Below are 17,335 nucleotides of genomic sequence, written 5' to 3'. Positions count from 1 at the left end.
AGGGCCTCGGGGTGTATCTCTCATGGGATGGAGTTCCTGCAACCCCCCACGTGGCGGGAGGCACTGGAAGCCCGGGTGGCCCATCCGGACGCTCTGCCGATCTGGGGCGGCACCGACGTGATGGTCGAGATGAACTTCGCCCGCAAGCGGCCCGAGGCGTTGTTGGACCTCACGCGGGTGGACGAGCTTTCGCGCTGGAGTGCGGAGGACGGGTGGTTCCGGATCGGCGCGGGGGTGTCGTACACGCGCGTGATCGCGGAGCTCGGCGAGGCGCTGCCGGGGTTGGCGATGGCGTCGCGGACCGTCGGTTCGCCGCAGATCCGCAACCGGGGGACGATCGGGGGGAACCTGGGGTCGAGCTCGCCCGCGGGTGACGCGTTGCCGCCGCTGTACGCGGGTGGCGCCGACGTCGAATTGTGGTCCGTGCGCGGGTCGCGGCGGGTGCCGATCGACGACTTCATCGTCGGCCCGAAGCGCAACGCGCTCGCCCCGGACGAGCTGATCGCGGCGGTCTGGATGCCGCGCGCGAGCGGGCCGCAGCAGTTCGCCAAGGTGGGCACGCGCAACGCGATGGTGATCGCCGTCTGCTCGTTCGCGCTGGACCTCGGGACGGGGCGGACGTGCATCGGCTCCGCCGGGCCGCGGCCGCTGCGGGCGCACGACGCCGAGGCGTTCCTGGCCGAGCAGGACGAGATCTCGAACGGCACCGCGGAACGGTTCGGCGAACTCGTCGCGGCGGCGGCCTCGCCGATCGACGACGTGCGCGGAACCGCGGCCTACCGGCGCCATGCGCTCTCGGTGCTGGCCCGGAGGACGTTGACGTGGGCGTGGAGGGAACGCATATGCGATTGATGTGCAGCGTCAACCTGTGCGTGTTCGCTCGCCGCACGTGGATGTGGCCGATGAGGGAACGCATATGCGATTGATGTGCAGCGTCAACGGCGAGCCGCGCGAGGTCGACGGCCTCTGGGAGGGCGAGTCGCTGCTCTACGTGCTGCGCGAGCGGCTCCAGCTGCCGGGTTCGAAGAACGCCTGCGAGCAGGGCGAGTGCGGGTCGTGCTCCGTGTACCTCGACGACGTGCTCGTGTGCTCCTGCCTGGTCGCGGCGGGGCAGGCCGAGGGACGCGACGTCGTGACGGTCGAAGGGCTCGCTCCGTCGGAGGAGGAGCTGCACCCGATCCAGGAGGCGTTCCTCGCCGCGGGCGCGGTCCAGTGCGGGTTCTGCACGCCGGGACTGATCGTCGCGACGCACGACCTGCTGGCGCGCAACCCGTCGCCGAGCGATGCGGAGATCCGCGAGGCGCTCGCGGGCAACCTGTGCCGCTGCACGGGCTACGAGAAGATCCTCGACGCCGTCCGCGCGTGCACGACCTAAAGGGGCCTGACCCCTTTATCTTGCGGGGCGCGGTGGCGACCGTCGCCGGGCCCGTCATCGCCGACGGGCACGTCGTCGTCGAGGGCAATCGCATCGTGTCGATCGGCGAGGGTCCGGGCGACGGGCCGGCGCTGGGCGGACCGGGCTTCCTGATCACGCCGGGCCTGATCAACTGCCACCACCACCTCTACCAGTGGGCGACGCGCGGGTTCGCGCAGCAGGCGACGCTGTTCGAGTGGCTGGTCGAGCTGTATCCGACGTGGGCGCGGATCGACGAGCGCGTGGAGCGCGTGGCGGCGCGGGCGGGGCTGGCGGCGCTGCTGCGTTCGGGCTGCACGACCGCCTCCGACCATCACTACGTCTTCCCCGGGGGTGACCTGCTGGGGGTCGAGGTCGCGGCCGCGCGGGAGCTGGGCATCCGCTTCCACCCGTGCCGGGGCGCGATGGACCTCGGCGCTTCGCAGGGCGGGCTGCCGCCGGACAGCGTGGTCGAGGACCGCGACGCGATCTTCGCGGCGTACGAGGACGCCTTGCATCGCTTCCACGATCCGTCGCCGGGCGCGATGTGCCGGATCGCGCTGGCGCCGTGCTCGCCGTTCAGCGTCACCCGCGAGCTGATGGCCGAGACGGCCGCGTTCGCGCGCGAGCGCGGCGTGCGCCTCCACACGCACATGGCCGAGACGGTCGAGGAGGAGGCGTTCTGCCTGGAGCTGTTCGGCTGCCGGCCGGTCGAGTACCTCGAGGACCTCGGCTGGCTCGGCGACGACGTCTGGCTCGCGCACTGCGTGCACCTCTCCGACGACGAGGTCACGCTCTTCGGCGCGACGCGGACGGGGGTCGCGCACTGTCCGTCCTCCAACGCGCGGCTCGGCGCGGGGATGGCGCCGGTCGTGCCGCTCGTGCGCGCCGGCGCTCCCGTCGGGCTCGGCGTCGACGGCGCCGCGTCCAACGAGGCGGGTGAGCTCGGGGGCGAGCTGCGGCAGGCGCTGCTGGTGGCGCGCCTGCGCGGTGGCCCGGCGGCGATGACCTGCGCGGAGGCGCTCGAGCTGGGGACGCTGCACGGCGCGCGCTGCCTCGGCCGCGAGGACGAGCTCGGCACGCTCGAGGCCGGCAAGCTCGCGGACATCGTCGTGTGGCGGCTCGACGACCTCGACCACGCGGGGATCGAGGACCCCGTCGCGGCGCTCGTCCTGGGCGCCCGGCCGTTGGCCGACACCGTGATCGTCGACGGCAAGATCGTGGTCGAGGGCGGCGAGTTGAAGACAGGCGACGTCGAAGAGATCTCGCACGAGTTGGCGGAGGTGCGGCTGTGACCACGATCACCGAGGTCAAGAACGGCGTCGGCGTGTCGGTGCGCCGGCCGGACGGCATCCCGAAGGTCAAGGGCGAGTTCGCCTACTCGTCGGACATGTGGGCGGAGGACATGCTGTGGGGCGCGACGCTGCGCTCGCCGCACCCACGTGCGCGGATCAAGGCGATCCACCTCGGCGCGGCGCTCGTGGTGCCGGGCGTGCACGCCGTCCTCACCCACTCCGACGTGCCGGGGCGCAAGTTCTACGGGCTCGAGCACATCGACCAGCCCGTGCTCGCGATCGACCAGGTGCGCTACCAGGGCGAGCCGGTGGCGATCGTCGCCGCCGACCACCCTGAGACCGCGCGCCGGGCGGCGAACCGGATCGAAGTGGAGTACGAGGAGCTCGAGCCGATCACCGACCCCGAGTACGCGCTCTCGGAGGACTCTCCCCCGCTGCACCCCGGCGGGAACCTGCTGCGCCACGTCCACATCGCGCACGGCGACGAGCCGGGTGAAGCCGATGTGGTGGTCAGCGGGGAGTACGAGGTCGGGATGCAGGACCAGGCGTTCCTCGGGCCGGAGTCCGGGCTCGCCGTGCCCGCGGAGGACGGCGGCGTCGACCTGTGGATCGCGACGCAATGGCTGCACGTCGACCGCGACCAGGTCGCCGCGTGCCTCGACCTGCCCGTGGAGAAGGTGCGGTTCACGCTCGCGGGCGTGGGCGGCGCGTTCGGCGGGCGCGAGGACGTCTCGATGCAGGCCCACGCCTGCCTGCTCGCCATGCACACCGGCCGGCCGGTGAAGATGGTCTACGGGCGCGAGGAGTCCTTCTTCGGCCACGTGCACCGGCATCCCGCGTGGATGCGTTACGAGCACGGCGCCACGCGGGACGGCAAGCTGCTCTACATCAAGGCCCGCATCCTGCTCGACGGCGGCGCCTACGCGTCCTCCTCGGGCGCGGTGGTCTCCAACGCCGCCTCGTTCGCGCTCGGGCCGTACGAGGTCCCGTCCGCCCGCATCGACTCCTACGTCGTCTACACCGACAACCCGCCGTGCGGCGCGATGCGCGGCTTCGGCGCCGTGCAGACCTGCTTCGCCCACGAGGCGCAGATGGACAAGCTCGCCGCGGCGCTGAACATCGACCCGGTCGAGCTGCGGCTGCGCAACGCGATGGTCACCGGCACGTCGATGCCGACCGGCGCGCCGATTAACTGCCCGGCGCCGGTCGCCGAACTGCTCCACTCGGTGAGACGTCGCCCGATGCCGGAGGGCGACGGCGTGCCCGGTGGGATCGCCAACGTCACCCGCGGCGAAGGCGTCGTCCGCGGTGTCGGGTACGCCGTGGGCTTCAAGAACATCGGCTTCTCCGAGGGCTTCGACGACTTCTCCACCGCCCGCGTGAGGCTGACACCTGGACCTCTGGTCGAGGTTCACACTGCCGCCGCCGAGGTGGGTCAGGGGCTCGTCACCGTGCTGGGGCAGATCGCCCGCACGGAGCTGGGCGTCGAGAACGTGCTGGTCCTGCCGGCCGACACGCAGGTCGGCTCCGCCGGGTCCTCGTCCGCCTCGCGCCAGACCCACATGACCGGCGGCGCGGTCCAGGCCGCGTGCCGCGCGGTGCGCGAGGAGTGGGAGCGGCGCGGCGAGATCGGCGACGGGATCGAGTGCACCCGCGAGTACCGCCACCGGCCGACCGTGCCACTCGACGAGCTCGGCCAGGGCGACGCCCACGTCACGTTCGCGTTCGCCGCGCACCGGGCGGTCGTCGACGTCGACACCGAGCTCGGGCTGGTGCGGGTGGTCGAGATCGCGACCGCGCAGGACGTCGGCAAGGCGATGAACCCGCTCGCGGTCGAGGGGCAGATCGAAGGCGGCATCGCGCAGGGGCTCGGGCTCGCGCTGATGGAGGAGATCCAGGTCGTCGACGGGCTCGTGCGCAACGCGTCGTTCACCGACTACCTGATCCCGACCGTGCTCGACATGCCGCCGGTCGAGCTGGACGTGCTCGAGCTCGGGGACCCGGACTCGCCCTACGGGCTGCGCGGGATCGGCGAGCCGCCGACGATCTCCTCCACGCCCGCGGTGGTGGCCGCGGTCCGCGCGGCGACCGGCAGGCCGCTGACGCGTGTCCCGCTGCGCCCCGATGACATGATCGGGTTGTGAGTCACCTCATCGCCGTCGCCCGCGGGGACGCGGAGCCCGACACCGTCATCGAGGGCGCGAAGGTCTTCTCCGCGTTCACCCGCGAGTGGCTCGACGGCGACGTCGCGATCGCCGACGGGAAGATCGCGGGCGTCGGGTCCTACGAGGGCGGCGAGAGGATCGACGGGCGCGGGAAGTGGCTCGTGCCCGGGTTCATCGACGCCCACGTGCACCTGGAGTCGTCGAAGCTCACGCCGGCGCAGTTCGCGCGGGCCGTCGTCCCGCGCGGGACGACCGCGGTGATCAGCGACCCCCACGAGCTCGCCAACGTCGGCGGGCTCGACGCCGTCCGCTGGTACCTCGACGCCACCGAGGGCCTGCCGCTGGACGTGTTCGTGATGGCGTCCTCGTGCGTGCCGGCGTCGCACTTCGAGTCGCCGATCGGACCGCTCGGCCCAGAGGACATGCGGGTGATCCTCGAGCACCCGCGGGCGCTCGGCGTCGCCGAGATGATGAACTTCCCGGGCGTCATCGCGGGCGATCCGGACGTGCTCGCGCGGATCGTCGCGCCGCACGTCGACGGGCACGCCCCGGGGGTGCTCGGGCGCGCGTTGGACGCCTACGCCGCCGCCGGCATCTCCACCGACCACGAGGCGTTCACCGCACACGAGGCGCTCGAGAAGCGCCGCCGCGGCATGTGGGTGCTGATCCGCGAGGCCTCCAACGCCCGCAACCTGCTCGCGCTGCTGGACCTGGTGCGCGAGCACGGGCCGGACTACTGCGCGTTCTGCACCGACGACCGCGAGCCCGACTACCTGCACCGCGAAGGCCACATCGACGAGATGTGCCGGCGGGCGGTCGAGGCCGGGATCGCCGCCGAGGACGTGCTCGTGATGGCGTCGCTGCACGGCGCGCGGGCGCACCGGCTGCTCGACCGCGGGGCGATCGCGCCCGGCTACGCCGCCGACCTCGTCCTGCTCGACGACCTGACTTCGTTCTCGGTCGCGCGCGTGCTCAAGGACGGGCGCGAGCCGGTGTACCCGCAGGCCGTCGCCGCCGGGCTGCAGGACACGATGCGCGCCGTTCCCGTCGCCTTCGGGATCCCCGGGACGCCCGAGCGGGTGCGGGTGATCGACATCAACCCGGGGCAGTTGATCACGGGCGCGGGGTCCGCCGAGCCGCGCATCCTCGACGGGCACGTCGTCGCCGATCCCGCGCGTGACCTCGCCAAGATCGCGGTGATCGAGCGCCACCACGCAACGGGGCGCGTCGGCCTCGGCCTCGTGCGCGGCTTCGGGCTGCGGGAGGGCGCGTTCTGCTCGACCGTCGCCCACGACGCGCACAACCTCGTCGTCGTGGGCGTGTCCGACGACGACATGGCGCTGTGCGCGGCGCGCGCGCAGGAGCTCGGCGGCGGGATCGTCGTCGCGCGCGGCGGCGAGGTACGCGGCGAGCTCGCGCTGCCGATCGCGGGCCTGCTCTCCGACCGGCCGCTCGAGGAGGTGGCGGAAGGTCTCGAGCACCTGCAGGACCTGCTCGCCGAGCAGGGCGTGGAGATCGGCGCGCCGTTCATGACGCTGTCGTTCCTGGCGCTGTCGGTGATCCCGTCGCTGAAGATCACCGATCGCGGCCTCGTCGACGTCGACGCCTTCGCGCTCGTGCCGCTCGAGCTCACTCCCCACGAGGCCTTCGTCGCCCGGTTCGGCGGCCTGTACGAGCACTCGCCGTGGGTGGCCGAGCGGGCATGGCGCGACGGTCTGGAGGGGATCGAGGAGATCGACGCCGCGCTGCGGACCGCGATGTACGGCGCGTCGCGCGACGAGCAGCTCGCGCTGATCCGCGCCCACCCGGACCTCGGCGAGAAGGTCGCGCCGCTGACCGACCACTCGCGCGCCGAGCAGGCGACTTTGAAGCTCTCCGGCGAGGACTACGACCGCTTCGCCGCCACCAACGCCGCCTACCGGTCGAAGTTCGGCATCCCGTTCGTGATCTGCGTCCGCGAGCACACCAAGGACTCGATCCTCGCCAACGCGGATGCCCGTCTGGGCAACACGGTCGAGCAGGAGATCGACACCGCGCTCGGCGAGATCGGCAAGATCGCGCGGCTGCGGTTGGAGGACGCGTTCTGAGCCTCTCCACGCATGTCCTGGACACGGCGAACGGGCGGCCGGCGGCGGGCGTCGCGATCGTGCTGCGGCGCGGCGACGAGGTGCTCGCCTCGGTCTCGACCGACGCGGACGGCCGCGTGTCGTTCGGGGACGTCGGCGGCGGCGACTTCGAGCTCGAGTTCGCGGTCGGCGACTACTTCGAATCGCACGAGTTCCTCGACCGCGTCCCGGTGCGGTTCAGGATCACCGATCCCTCCGCGCACTATCACGTGCCGCTGCTGGTCTCGCCCTGGGCGTACAGCACGTATCGCGGCAGCTGACCGTTCACGAATCCATCACTCCGTTGTGTGGGTGTTCGGTGAGGGTGGCGCGCATGCGTTACCTACTCCCCGTCGCCGCGGCGACGTTGATGCTCTCTGGCCTCGTACCCACCGCTCAGGCGCAGTCCGGCCCGGAGCAGGCGGCCGCTCCGCTGGTCGTCGCGCACCGCGGCGCATCCGGCACCCGTCCTGAGCACACCTTCGCCTCCTATGACCGCGCGATCGAGATGGGCGCGGACTACATCGAGCAGGACCTGCAGGTGACCAAGGACGGCGTCCTGGTCGTCATGCACGACACCACGTTGAATCGCACCGCCCGCGGTCCGGCGGAGAACTGCACCGGCGCCGTCGACACCAAGACGCTCGAGCAGATCAAGACCTGCAACGCCGGCGCGTGGTTCGGCGCCGAGTGGGCCGACCAGAAGATCCCGACGCTCGAAGAGGTCTTCCAGCGCTACGGCAAGTCGGTCAACTACTACATCGAGACCAAGGCGCCGGACCCCGAGGACCACATGGAGGAGCGCCTGCTCGCGCTGCTCGACAAGTACGGCCTGCGCGAGCCCGCCATCTCCCGCTGGCAGGTGCTGATCCAGTCCTTCAGCGCCGACTCGCTGAAGACGATCCACGCCATGGATGCCCGCCTGCCGCTGATCTTCCTCGGCAACCCGACCGTCGCGAACATCCCGTCCTACGCGGACTACGCCGTCGGCCTCGGGCCGTCGTTCGGTTCCTCGATCAACGCCGCGTGGGTCAACACCGCGCACGCCAACTGCCTGGACGTGCACCCGTACACGATCAACACCGCGGCCAACATGAACGCGGCCTTGAACGTCGGCGTGGACGGCATGTTCACCAACTTCTCCGACGTGCTGATCGGGATCCTCGGGCCGCGCAAGGCCGTCGGCCTGCAGGGCGCGCTGGACGCCAAGAACTCGCATGACGCCTGCCTCGCCCGCAACCAGAAGAGCGGCGTCGGCGGCACCGTCGGAGCCACGCTCTCGCTCACGCTCGGCGCTCCGGCCTCCTTCGGCGCGTTCACCCCGGGCGTCGACAAGGACTACACCGCGTCGACGACCGCCACCGTGATCTCGAGCGCCGGCGACGCCACGCTCACCACGAGCGACCCGGGCCACCTGATGAACGGCACGTTCGCGCTGCCGTCCCCCCTGGTCGTCGAGTTCAGCAAGTCGGCGTGGACCGCCCCGGTGTCCAACGAGACGGTGAACGTGAACTTCAAGCAGCACGTGAGCGCCGGCGACGCGCTGCGCACGGGCACCTACGCGAAGACGCTCACGCTCACGCTTTCGACGACGACCCCGTAAAGCGCTTCAGCGACCGGTTGCCCGAAAGGGCAACCGGTCTTCGCACAAGTGTGCGCGGGCGGCCATGGCTTCCCGCGCGCGAGGCTGAGAGGCTCGCTCGGTGCCGCTCACTGTCGCCCCTCCCCCCCGGAACGGCGATGCGGCACAGGGCAACCGGTCCGCCGGCGCGCCGGCGCTCCCCGCCGCTGACCCGGTGGGTGCGTCGACCGACGCGCCGGAGCCGTCGCCCACCCTCCCGACGTCGGCCGCCATCGCCCGCACGGTGGCGGCCGGCGTCCTCCTCTCCGCCGGCGCGCTGCTGGCCGCCGCCGCGCTCATCCTGCTGATCGCCGCGATGCGGCTCGCCTTCGGCGGGGACGTGCGCCTGACCTTCGGCGAGACCTCCCGCGTGCTGATCGTCAGCGGGCTGGCGATCGCCTGTGCCGGCGCCCTCGCCGCGCCGCTCTGGCCGTGGCCGGCGCGCCGTCCGCTGACGCTCGGCGTGGCGACCCTCCTGACCGCCCTTTGGCCGCTGTCCGGCGTGGCGTTCCTCGCCGCGCTCGTGGCGATCGTCATCGTCGGCCTCGCGCTGGCGTATGACCGCCTCGCCCCCGGCGGAGCGCGGGCGACGAGCTGGCCGCTCTCCGTGTCCCTCGTGTCCGTCGCCGCCGTGGCCGGGATCGCGGGCGTCGCCCTCGCCGAGGCCCGCCCGGAGCACCCGACCCCGATCGCGGCCGAAACGCCCGCCCATTCGGGCAAGAAGGCACCCGCCGGCGGCGCCGACGCGAGCAAGACGCCCGCCGCCGACGACGCGCCGTCCGGCTCGGGCAAGGCGCCGGCGTCCGGCTCCGGCAAGGCCCCGGCGTCCGGCGGCGACACGCCGACCGGCAAGAGCAAGACGCCCGCGACCGGCGACGACGACGCGCCGGCCGGCAAGGGCAAGGCGCCCGACGATCCGCGCATCTTCGTCGCCCCCGGTCTCCCCGGCTCCTCCGACAAGTCCGCCGCCCCTCGCACGTCCGACCTCCCCAAGTCGTCCGACACCCCGGCGTCGTCGGATCTGCCGAGCTCCGGCGACGGCGTCCCGACCGCGTCGCCCGAGCCGACCGTCAAGCCGCCCAGCACCGACGGCGCCGAGGCCTTCGTCCGCGACTACTACACCGCGATCGACGAGCAGCGCTTCGACGACGCCTGGGCGGTCCTGCCGGCCGGGCTGCGGGCGCAGTTCGGCGGCTTCGACCGCTGGAAGGCCGGCTACGCGAAGACCCTCTCGAACACTCCGAGCAACATCACGACGAGCACCAAGGGCGACCGCGTGCTCGTGTCGCTGGAGCTCGGCGCCCTCGAACAGGGCTGCTCGATCGCGCGGACCTACAGCGTCACGTGGACGCTGGGGCACCCGGCCGGCGAGTGGGTCGTGACCGGGCTGCGCGCGAGCGCCGACGGTCCGTCCCCCTGCGGGTAGAGAATGTCGATCACATCGACATTGTCGTCATACTTCGCCGCCGCCGGCCGACGTGCGTCTTGCGTGGCCCCGGGCACGCGGGTCCGTCCCTGGACGGTGTTCCCCCCAGCGTCGCCCGGGGCCACGCAAGGCGTACGACCGTCGAGTTAACGCGCGAACGACGTCGATTCTGACGTCGCGCGAGCTGGACGCACGCGAGATTTATGTGAACCCGTCCAGATAGCGGGTAACCGCCAATGCACGAGATGCGCTGACCGGCTGGGGAGCTTTGGTCGCCGCTCCGAGGACAGGCCCGACGGGAACCCGGGCCCACGAATCGATCAAGCGCGCCGCGATCAGGGGCGACGGCGCGTGCCGGGAGGCTCTGCAATGCCCACGACCGCTCTGCGGCCGCTGCTCGCCGTTGCCATGACGACGGCGTTCACGTTCGCCGCCACGCCCGCCAGCGCATCGCGCGGCGTCTACCAATGCAACGGATCGCTGGAGATCCCGCAGGCGCCGAGCGAGCTCGCGACCGCGTCCAGTGCGGTCATATGTCTCGTCAACATCGAGCGCGAGGCACGCGGCATCGACCCGCTCCGGCGCGACGCCGACCTCGCCCGCGCGGCCCGCGGCCACGCCACGGACATGGCTCAGAACCAGTTCTTCGCCCATACGAGCCCGAGCGGTGAGGGCCTCAACGACCGCCTCGAGGCGGCCGGGTACGGCGAGCCCGGCGACGGCTGGCGCGCTGGCGAGAACCTCGGCTGGGGCACCGGCGACCGGTCCTCGCCGAACGCGCTCGTCGACGCCTGGCTCAACAGCGAGCACCACAAACGCATCCTCCTCTCCCCCACGTACCGGGAGATCGGCGTGGGCGTCGCCGGTGGCGCGCCGACGGCGACGAGCTCCGGCCTGCCGGGCGCGACCTACGCGATGGACCTGGCGACGATCCGGCGCGGATAGATTTGGCGGCATGACCGCCACCGCTCCGTCCGGCGCCCGCTATGGCGTCACGTCCATGGTCGCGCCGCTCCAGCGGGTCCTCGTCCGGCGCCCAGCGCTCTCAGGCGACTGGGACGACGCGGGCTGGCGGACGCCCGACCCGGACAAGCTGCGCGCGCAGCACGAGGCGTTCGTCGAGCTGCTCGACGGGCTCGTGGACACGGTCGAGGTCGCCGACGCGCTCGACGGCCAGGTCGACGCCGTCTACATGCACGACCCGCTGATCGTCTCCGGCCGCGGCGGCATCCCGCTCAACATGGCCAAGCCCGCCCGCATGCGCGAGCCGGGCCACGCCGCCGAGGCGCTGCAAGCGATCGACGTCCCCGTGCTCGGCACGCTCGAGGGCGACGCCTACGCCGACGGCGGCGATCGCTTCTGGCTCGACGACAAGACCGCGCTGATCGGCCTCGGATACCGCACCAACCGCAAGGGCGCGGCGCGGATCCAGGAGCTGCTCGAGCCCGAGGGCATCCATGTCGAGACCTACGACATGCCGCACGACCAGGGCGCCGAGTACGTCCTGCACCTGCAGTCGTTCCTGAGCGCCGCGACCGAGAGCCTGTTCGTGGTCTACGAGCCGCTCGCCCCCGTGCGCCTGCTCCAGGACATCGCCGAGCGCGGCATCGAGTACATCGCGATCGACCGCGACAGCTATGACGCGATGGGCTGCAACATCCTCGCCGTCCGCCCGGGCGTCGTGGTGATGGTCGACGGTGCCGACAAGGTGCGCGCGGCCCTTGAGCAGCGCGGCGTCGAGGTCCACACCTACGACGGCTCCGAGCTCTCCCTCAAGGGCGACGGCGGCCCGACGTGCCTCACCGCCCCGCTGCTGCGCAGCTGACGCTCAGCCGTCGAGCCTCCGGATCTTGATCTTCAGCCGCGTGGTCGTCGGCCTTGATCGCGCGGTTGTGCTGGCTGCCGGCCGCGATCGTCGACGGCCGGATCGGTGCCGCGGAGGCGGCGGCCGCCGGCAGCAAGGCGTCGCCAGTGGCTTCTCCTTGAGGTCGGATGCTCAGCCGCCTCACAGGCAACACCCAGCCGGGAGCCCCACGGTTGAGGCATGAGACGACAGACCTTCCGCCGCCGGCTGGCGGCAGGCATCGCGGCCGCGGCGCTGCTCGTGAGCGCGCCGGCGGCCTCGGCCGCAACCACCACCACGACGGCGACGAGCAGTAACTGGGCGGGCTACGTCGCGACCGGCACCACGTTCAGCAGCGTCTCCGGCAGCTGGGTCGTGCCCACCGCCAAAGAGGCGAGCGAGGGCTACGAGGCGACCTGGGTCGGCCTCGGCGGTGCCGGCGACTCCTCGGAGGCGCTCGAGCAGGTCGGCACCGAGTCCGACTACGTCAACGGCGAGGCGACCTACTCGGCCTGGTACGAGCTCGTCCCGAAGGCGCCGGTGACGCTCAAGCTCGCCGTCCACCCGGGCGACCACATCACCGCCAAGGTCACCGTGACCGGCACGACCGTCAAGGTCTCGCTGGCGAACACCACTACCGGCAAGTCGGTCAGCAGGACGCTGCACATGTCCGACCCGGACACCTCGAGCGCCGAATGGGTCGCGGAGGCGCCGTCGGCGCAGTCCCGGTTCGGCACGCAGGTGCTGCCGCTCAGCGACTTCGGCAAGGTGACCTTCACCAGCGCGAGCGCCACAGCGAACGGCCATACCGGCGGCATCACGGACGCGAACTGGACCACCGAGAAGGTGGACCTCGCGGGTGACATGAGCGCGGCGACGACGTCCTCGCTCAAGCAGTCCGGTACGGCGTTCAGCGTCAGCTACGACCAAGCGACCGGTCAGTACGACCGGCCACCCTGGCGCCGTTTCTAAAGGGGTCAGGCCCCTTTAGGTCCGGGCCGCTCCGAGGCGGCCCCAACCGCGTGAACCTAAAGGGGCCTGACCCCTTTAGATGCGTCTACTTGCGGACCGGCTGGGGGGTGTGGCGGCGGGCCGGCGGCTGCGCGAAGCGGACGGTGCCGATCTCCGGCTCCGGCTCGACGACCGCGGGCACCTCGCAGGCGGGCTGCAGCCAGGCGCGCTCGCCGTTCTTGGCCTTGAAGACGTCCCCGGCGCGGCGCGTGGTCTCGGCCTCGGTGGCCTCCTCGCCCTCGAGGTAGCGCAGCATCGGGATGTGCTTGGAGCAGTGGACGTAGGCCTCGTCGATCGAGACCACGACCCAGCGCTCCGGTGTCTTCTTGACCTCGGGTGAGTTGACGAAGCCCGTCGCGAACGGCAGGCGGTCGAACAGCGCGCTGAACGCCTCGATCGCGTCGTTCTCGACGATCCTCGCGACGCCGTTGATGTGCAGGCCCACGGCGGTCTCGAAGAAGTCGACCATGAGGATGCCCACGTACGGGTTCTCCACCATGTTGCCCATCGACGCCGTCACGCCGTTGCCCTTGTACTCGGGCCACATGACGGTCTTCTCGTCCAGCACCCGGAGGAACCCGGGAGGGCCGGCGCGGAAGCTGTTGTCGCACTCGCCGTGCGAGTCGGAGGTGGCGACGAACATCATCTTCTGCTTGAGGATGAATTCGCGCATCTCCGGCGTCAGGTACGCGAGCACCTGGTTGTCGTAGAAGGCGTTGGCGCGCTTCACGTTGCCGTACTTCTCCTGAAGCACATGCTCAGCGGCCGAGCCCGGCCGTCCAGGACCGCTCATCGCGGAACCTCCAGCTTGCTGAACTCCGTGGCCACCGGGCGCGGGGCGCCGTGGTAGTAGCCCTGGGAGTAGTCGACGCCCTTCTCACGGAGCATGCAGACCGTCTCTTCGGCCTCGACGAACTCGGCGATCGTCTTCATGCCCATACCGCGGGCGATGTCGACCATCGACTTGACGACGAGCTGATCGGTGACGCTCGAGGTGAGGGAGCGGATGAAGTCGCCGTCGATCTTGAGGTAGTCGAGCGGCAGGTACTTGAGGTAGTAGAAGCTCGAGAAGCCGGCGCCGAAGTCATCCAGCGCGAAGCGGCAGCCGAGCCGCGTCAGGCGCTCGGCGAAGGCCCGCGCCTGCTCCATGTTGGCGATCGCGGCGGTCTCGGTGATCTCGAAGACCAGGCGGCTGGGATCGATGCCCGTCAGCGCGATCTCGCGCTCGACGAGCTCCGGGATCGCCAGGTCGCCCATCGACTTGCCCGAGACGTTGACCTCGAGCCGGACGTCGTGCTCGGCGAGCAGGTGGATCGCCTTGCGCGCCACCCACTGGTCGATCTCCTGGATCAGGCCGAAGCGCTCCGCGGTGTCGATGAACGCGGCGGGCATGATGATCTCGCCGTCGTCGCCGATCATGCGCAGCAGCAGCTCGTACTGGGTGATCGAGTCGCTCGCCAGCTCGAGGATCGGCTGGCAGTAGAGGACGAAGCGGTCCTCGTCGAGCGCGCGCCGGATCTGGTCGGCCCAGTTGAGCCGGACCTGCATGCCGGAGACGTACTCGCCGCCATCGGCCGTGGCCACGTGGTAGCGGTTGCCGCCGGCCTCCTTGGCCGCGTACATCGCGAGGTCCGCGGAGACCATGACGTCCTCGACGGAGGGCTCCTCGTCCTCGAAGCAGACGATGCCGATCGAGGTCGTCATCGAGATGCGCTGGCCCTCGAGCGGCAGGCGCCGCTCGCGGATCGTCTCGAGCATGCCCTCGGCGATGCGCTCCGCGGTGTCCTGGTCGGCGTCGCGCAGCAGCACGGCGAACTCGTCGCCGCCGAGACGGGCGACCACGTCGGTCTTGCGGACGCTGTCGTGCAGCGCACGGCCGACCGCGCGGATGACCTCGTCGCCGGCCTTGTGGCCGCGCGTGTCGTTGACGTACTTGAAGCGGTCGAGATCGAGCAGGAAGACCGAGCCCTGGCCGCCGTAGCGGGCGGTGTAGGAGACGTACTCGGCGAGCTCCTGGTCGAAGCGGCGACGGTTGAAGAGCTCCGTCAGCGCGTCGTGGTCGGCCAGGTGCTGCAACTGGTTCTCGAAGCGCTTGCGCTCCGTGATGTCGCGGATGATGCTCGTGACGACGACGCCGTCGTCGGTGTGCAGCACCGAGAGCATCACGTCGACCGGGAACTCCGTGCCGTCCTTGCGCTGGCCCCAGAGCTCGAGGCCCATGCCGAGGGCGACCTGCGAGTCGCTCTCGGTCGACGCCAGCACCGCGGCGAAGCGCTCGGCGACCAGCGTGCGGGTGCGCTCGGCGAAGAGCTCCTCGACCGGGCGGCCCAGGATCTGCTCGCGGTCGTAGCCGAAGAGCTTGTCGGTCCGCGCGTTGGCGAAGCCGATCGTGCCGTCGTGGTTGACCTCGACGATCGGGTCCGGCGCGGTCTCGAGGACGGCCTTGAGCTTCTCCTCGGCCTTCTTGCGCTCGGAGATGTCGCGGATGATGCCGCTGAAGAAGCGCTTGCCGGCGGTCTCCCACATGGCGAGCGAGAGCTCGAGCGGGAACTCGCGGCCGTCCTTGCGCAGGCCGACGACCTCGACGGTCTGGCCGATCAGGCGCGCCGCGGCCATGCCGCCCTCGGCGACGCGGGCGATGCCGGCGTCGTGCATCGGGCGGAAGCGCTCGGGCATCAGGATCGACAGCGCCTTGCCGACGACGTCGGACTCGCCGTGGCCGAACATCAGCTCGGCGCCGCGGTTCCAGGAGATGATGTCGCCGTTCTGGTCGGCGGCGACGATCGCGTCGGTCGCGGACTCGGCGACCGAGCGGAAGCGGTTCTCGGACTCGCGCAGGGCGTCGCCGAGCTGCTGGCTGGCGATCTGGCGGCCGAGCTGGCGGCCGATGTGCGCGGTGACCTCGAGCAGGCGGTCGTCGGGCGTGACGGCCTGCAGCGAGAAGCACTCGACGACGGCGAACGTCTTGTCGCCGATCGGGATCGGGAAGGAGAAGGCGCCGCGGAGACCGACCTCGGCGCCGGCCTCGGCGCGCGGGAAGTTGGCGTCACAGGTGACATCGACGATCCAGGCGGGACGGCCGGTGGCGGCGACGCGGCCCGGCAGGCCGATGCCCGGGGCCAGTGGCATGCCCAGCGTCGCGGCGCGGAAGGCCTCGAACTTCGTCGGGTGCCCGAGGTACCAGACGTGCGACGGCTGCAGGAAGTCGTGTTCGCTCTTGCCGCAGAAGTAGGCGTGGCCGACCGGCCATCCGGTCCAGCGGCAGACGTGCTCGACACACGCCTGGACCGCATCTTCGATGCTGTCGGCGTGGGCCGTGGCGGCGGCGACGGACTCGATCAGGCCGACGAAGGCCGAGTCGGTCGCGAACGGCATCCCGCCGCGCGGCTCAGACGGGGCCGCCGGTGGAGCCGAGGGCTTGCGACCGGCCGCCAGATGGGCGACCGTCGCGGCCGTCGCGCCCGCGCCGATGAGGGCAGCGTAATGGGCGAGGCGGTTCGGCTTGTTCGAGGTTCCGGACATTTGTACGGGGTCATCGGACCCGTCCCGGAACTCTTTAGTCGCTGTGTTTGAACTCCCGGAAGGCGGTCAGAAGTGCGTCGCGGTCCGGGCGCAACTCGAGCTCGGCGGTCGCTGCGGCAGCGGCGAGACGGGCGGTGGTGCGCACTTGTTCCACGTATTCGACACATGGAGGGCAGAGCTGCAGGTGCGCGTCCATCCGCTGGACGACTTCCGCATCCAGCGCACCGTCGAGGTAGGCGGTCACGAGCTCGACGACCTCGCGGCAGCTGATGCCGCCCGGGATGATCGGGCCCTTCAAACGTCCGTCCCGGCGAAGTAGCGCTCGAGATCGGCCCGCACCTTCGAGCGTGCGCGGTGCAGCAGCACGCGCTGGTTGCCCGCGGTGACGTCGAGCGCCTGCGAGACCTCCTCGGGCTCCCAGCCCTCGACATCGCGCAGCACGATGACCTCTTGTTGGCGCGCGGGCAGCTTCGCGATCGCCGTCTTGACCTGCTCGAGCGTCTCGGCCGCGAGCAGCCGCTCCTCCGGCATCTGCGCCCAGCTGTGCGGCGCGGACGACCAGCCACCCGGGTACATCGGGTGATCGGCCCCGAAGAAGCGTTCCGGGTCGACGGCCGGTTCGTCCTCGCCCGTGTCCGGCGCCAGCGAGGAGAGCGGGACCGATCGTGCCTCACGCTCCCCGCGGGTGCGGGCGATGTTGGCCACGATCCGCAGGATCCACGTCTTCAGGCTCGACCGGCCCTCGAAGCGATCGATCCCTTTCAGGACGCCCAGCCACGCCTCCTGGACGACCTCCTCCGCGACCGCGCGCGTGCGCACGTGGGTGAGCGCGATGCGCAGCATCAGCGGGCCGTACTTGTCGACCAGGGTCATGAACGCGTCCTCGTCGCCGGCGCGCAGCCGCTCGAGCAGCGCCGCATCGGCATCGACGGTGACGTCTTCTGGAGCGGCCAC

General features: G+C 71.3%; 15 protein-coding genes. 11 read left to right on the top strand and 4 right to left on the bottom strand.

Annotated features, from left to right (window positions below; translation table 11 throughout):
- The first annotated feature begins 27 nt into the window (after positions 1–27).
- From G569_RS0135565 to G569_RS54320, 11 genes are all read left to right on the top strand, one after another.
- Positions 28–852: an FAD binding domain-containing protein gene (locus G569_RS0135565; RefSeq protein ID WP_028066942.1), complete on the top strand. Its 825-nt coding sequence runs from the start codon at positions 28–30 to the stop codon at positions 850–852.
- 64 nt (positions 853–916) lie between these two features.
- Positions 917–1,375 (top strand): (2Fe-2S)-binding protein, encoded by a 459-nt coding sequence (locus G569_RS0135560; protein WP_028066941.1) that lies wholly within the window; start codon positions 917–919, stop codon positions 1,373–1,375.
- A gap of 32 nt (positions 1,376–1,407) precedes the next feature.
- On the top strand, positions 1,408–2,688 hold the full coding sequence (locus tag G569_RS0135555) for an 8-oxoguanine deaminase (protein ID WP_211233176.1): 1,281 nt from the start codon (positions 1,408–1,410) through the stop codon (positions 2,686–2,688).
- Entirely contained in the window at positions 2,685–4,832 is a 2,148-nt protein-coding gene (locus tag G569_RS0135550) for a molybdopterin cofactor-binding domain-containing protein (RefSeq protein WP_028066939.1), read from the top strand. The genes G569_RS0135555 and G569_RS0135550 overlap by 4 nt, the downstream gene beginning before the upstream one ends.
- The gene (ade, locus tag G569_RS54335) at positions 4,829–6,940 is read left to right on the top strand and encodes an adenine deaminase (protein WP_053227465.1); all 2,112 of its coding nucleotides are present in this window, start codon (positions 4,829–4,831) and stop codon (positions 6,938–6,940) included. The genes G569_RS0135550 and ade overlap by 4 nt, the downstream gene beginning before the upstream one ends.
- Complete coding sequence (gene uraH / locus G569_RS0135540; protein ID WP_028066988.1) at positions 6,937–7,239, top strand: hydroxyisourate hydrolase; 303 nt, start codon at positions 6,937–6,939, stop codon at positions 7,237–7,239. The genes ade and uraH overlap by 4 nt, the downstream gene beginning before the upstream one ends.
- Before the next feature lie 53 nt (positions 7,240–7,292).
- Complete coding sequence (locus G569_RS54330; RefSeq protein WP_169542312.1) at positions 7,293–8,561, top strand: glycerophosphodiester phosphodiesterase; 1,269 nt, start codon at positions 7,293–7,295, stop codon at positions 8,559–8,561.
- A 100-nt stretch (positions 8,562–8,661) separates the two neighbouring features.
- Positions 8,662–10,005 carry a hypothetical protein gene (locus G569_RS0135530; RefSeq protein WP_157592535.1) on the top strand — a complete coding sequence of 448 codons (1,344 nt, stop codon included), beginning with the start codon at positions 8,662–8,664 and terminating at the stop codon, positions 10,003–10,005.
- 369 nt (positions 10,006–10,374) lie between these two features.
- Positions 10,375–10,950, top strand: coding sequence for a CAP domain-containing protein (locus tag G569_RS59685; RefSeq protein ID WP_053227464.1), 576 nt, complete (start codon positions 10,375–10,377; stop codon positions 10,948–10,950).
- A gap of 10 nt (positions 10,951–10,960) precedes the next feature.
- The gene (locus tag G569_RS0135520; protein WP_028066937.1) at positions 10,961–11,830 is read left to right on the top strand and encodes a dimethylarginine dimethylaminohydrolase family protein; all 870 of its coding nucleotides are present in this window, start codon (positions 10,961–10,963) and stop codon (positions 11,828–11,830) included.
- Positions 11,831–12,049: 219 nt separating this feature from the next.
- Positions 12,050–12,820: a G1 family glutamic endopeptidase gene (locus tag G569_RS54320; RefSeq protein ID WP_053227463.1), complete on the top strand. Its 771-nt coding sequence runs from the start codon at positions 12,050–12,052 to the stop codon at positions 12,818–12,820.
- A gap of 85 nt (positions 12,821–12,905) precedes the next feature.
- Here G569_RS54320 and G569_RS54315 read toward each other — a convergent pair whose 3' ends face one another.
- Genes G569_RS54315 through G569_RS0135490 form a run of 4 tightly spaced genes read right to left on the bottom strand, consistent with a single transcriptional unit; the run spans position 12,906 to position 17,335 of the window.
- Positions 12,906–13,652, bottom strand: a complete 747-nt coding sequence (locus tag G569_RS54315) for a pyridoxamine 5'-phosphate oxidase family protein (protein ID WP_084286062.1) — start codon at positions 13,650–13,652, stop codon at positions 12,906–12,908.
- Positions 13,649–16,381, bottom strand: coding sequence for an EAL domain-containing protein (locus G569_RS59680; protein WP_053227462.1), 2,733 nt, complete (start codon positions 16,379–16,381; stop codon positions 13,649–13,651). The genes G569_RS54315 and G569_RS59680 overlap by 4 nt, the downstream gene beginning before the upstream one ends.
- A gap of 34 nt (positions 16,382–16,415) precedes the next feature.
- The gene (locus G569_RS0135495) at positions 16,416–16,679 is read right to left on the bottom strand and encodes a zf-HC2 domain-containing protein (protein WP_211233175.1); all 264 of its coding nucleotides are present in this window, start codon (positions 16,677–16,679) and stop codon (positions 16,416–16,418) included.
- On the bottom strand, positions 16,676–17,335 hold the full coding sequence (locus G569_RS0135490) for an RNA polymerase sigma factor (RefSeq protein WP_028066935.1): 660 nt from the start codon (positions 17,333–17,335) through the stop codon (positions 16,676–16,678). The genes G569_RS0135495 and G569_RS0135490 overlap by 4 nt, the downstream gene beginning before the upstream one ends.

Origin of the sequence: Solirubrobacter soli DSM 22325 (assembly GCF_000423665.1) — a bacterium.
GTDB classification, from domain to species: domain Bacteria; phylum Actinomycetota; class Thermoleophilia; order Solirubrobacterales; family Solirubrobacteraceae; genus Solirubrobacter; species Solirubrobacter soli.
The sequence above is the reverse complement of the archived record's forward strand: the minus strand, read 5'-3'. Positions and strand labels throughout refer to the sequence as shown.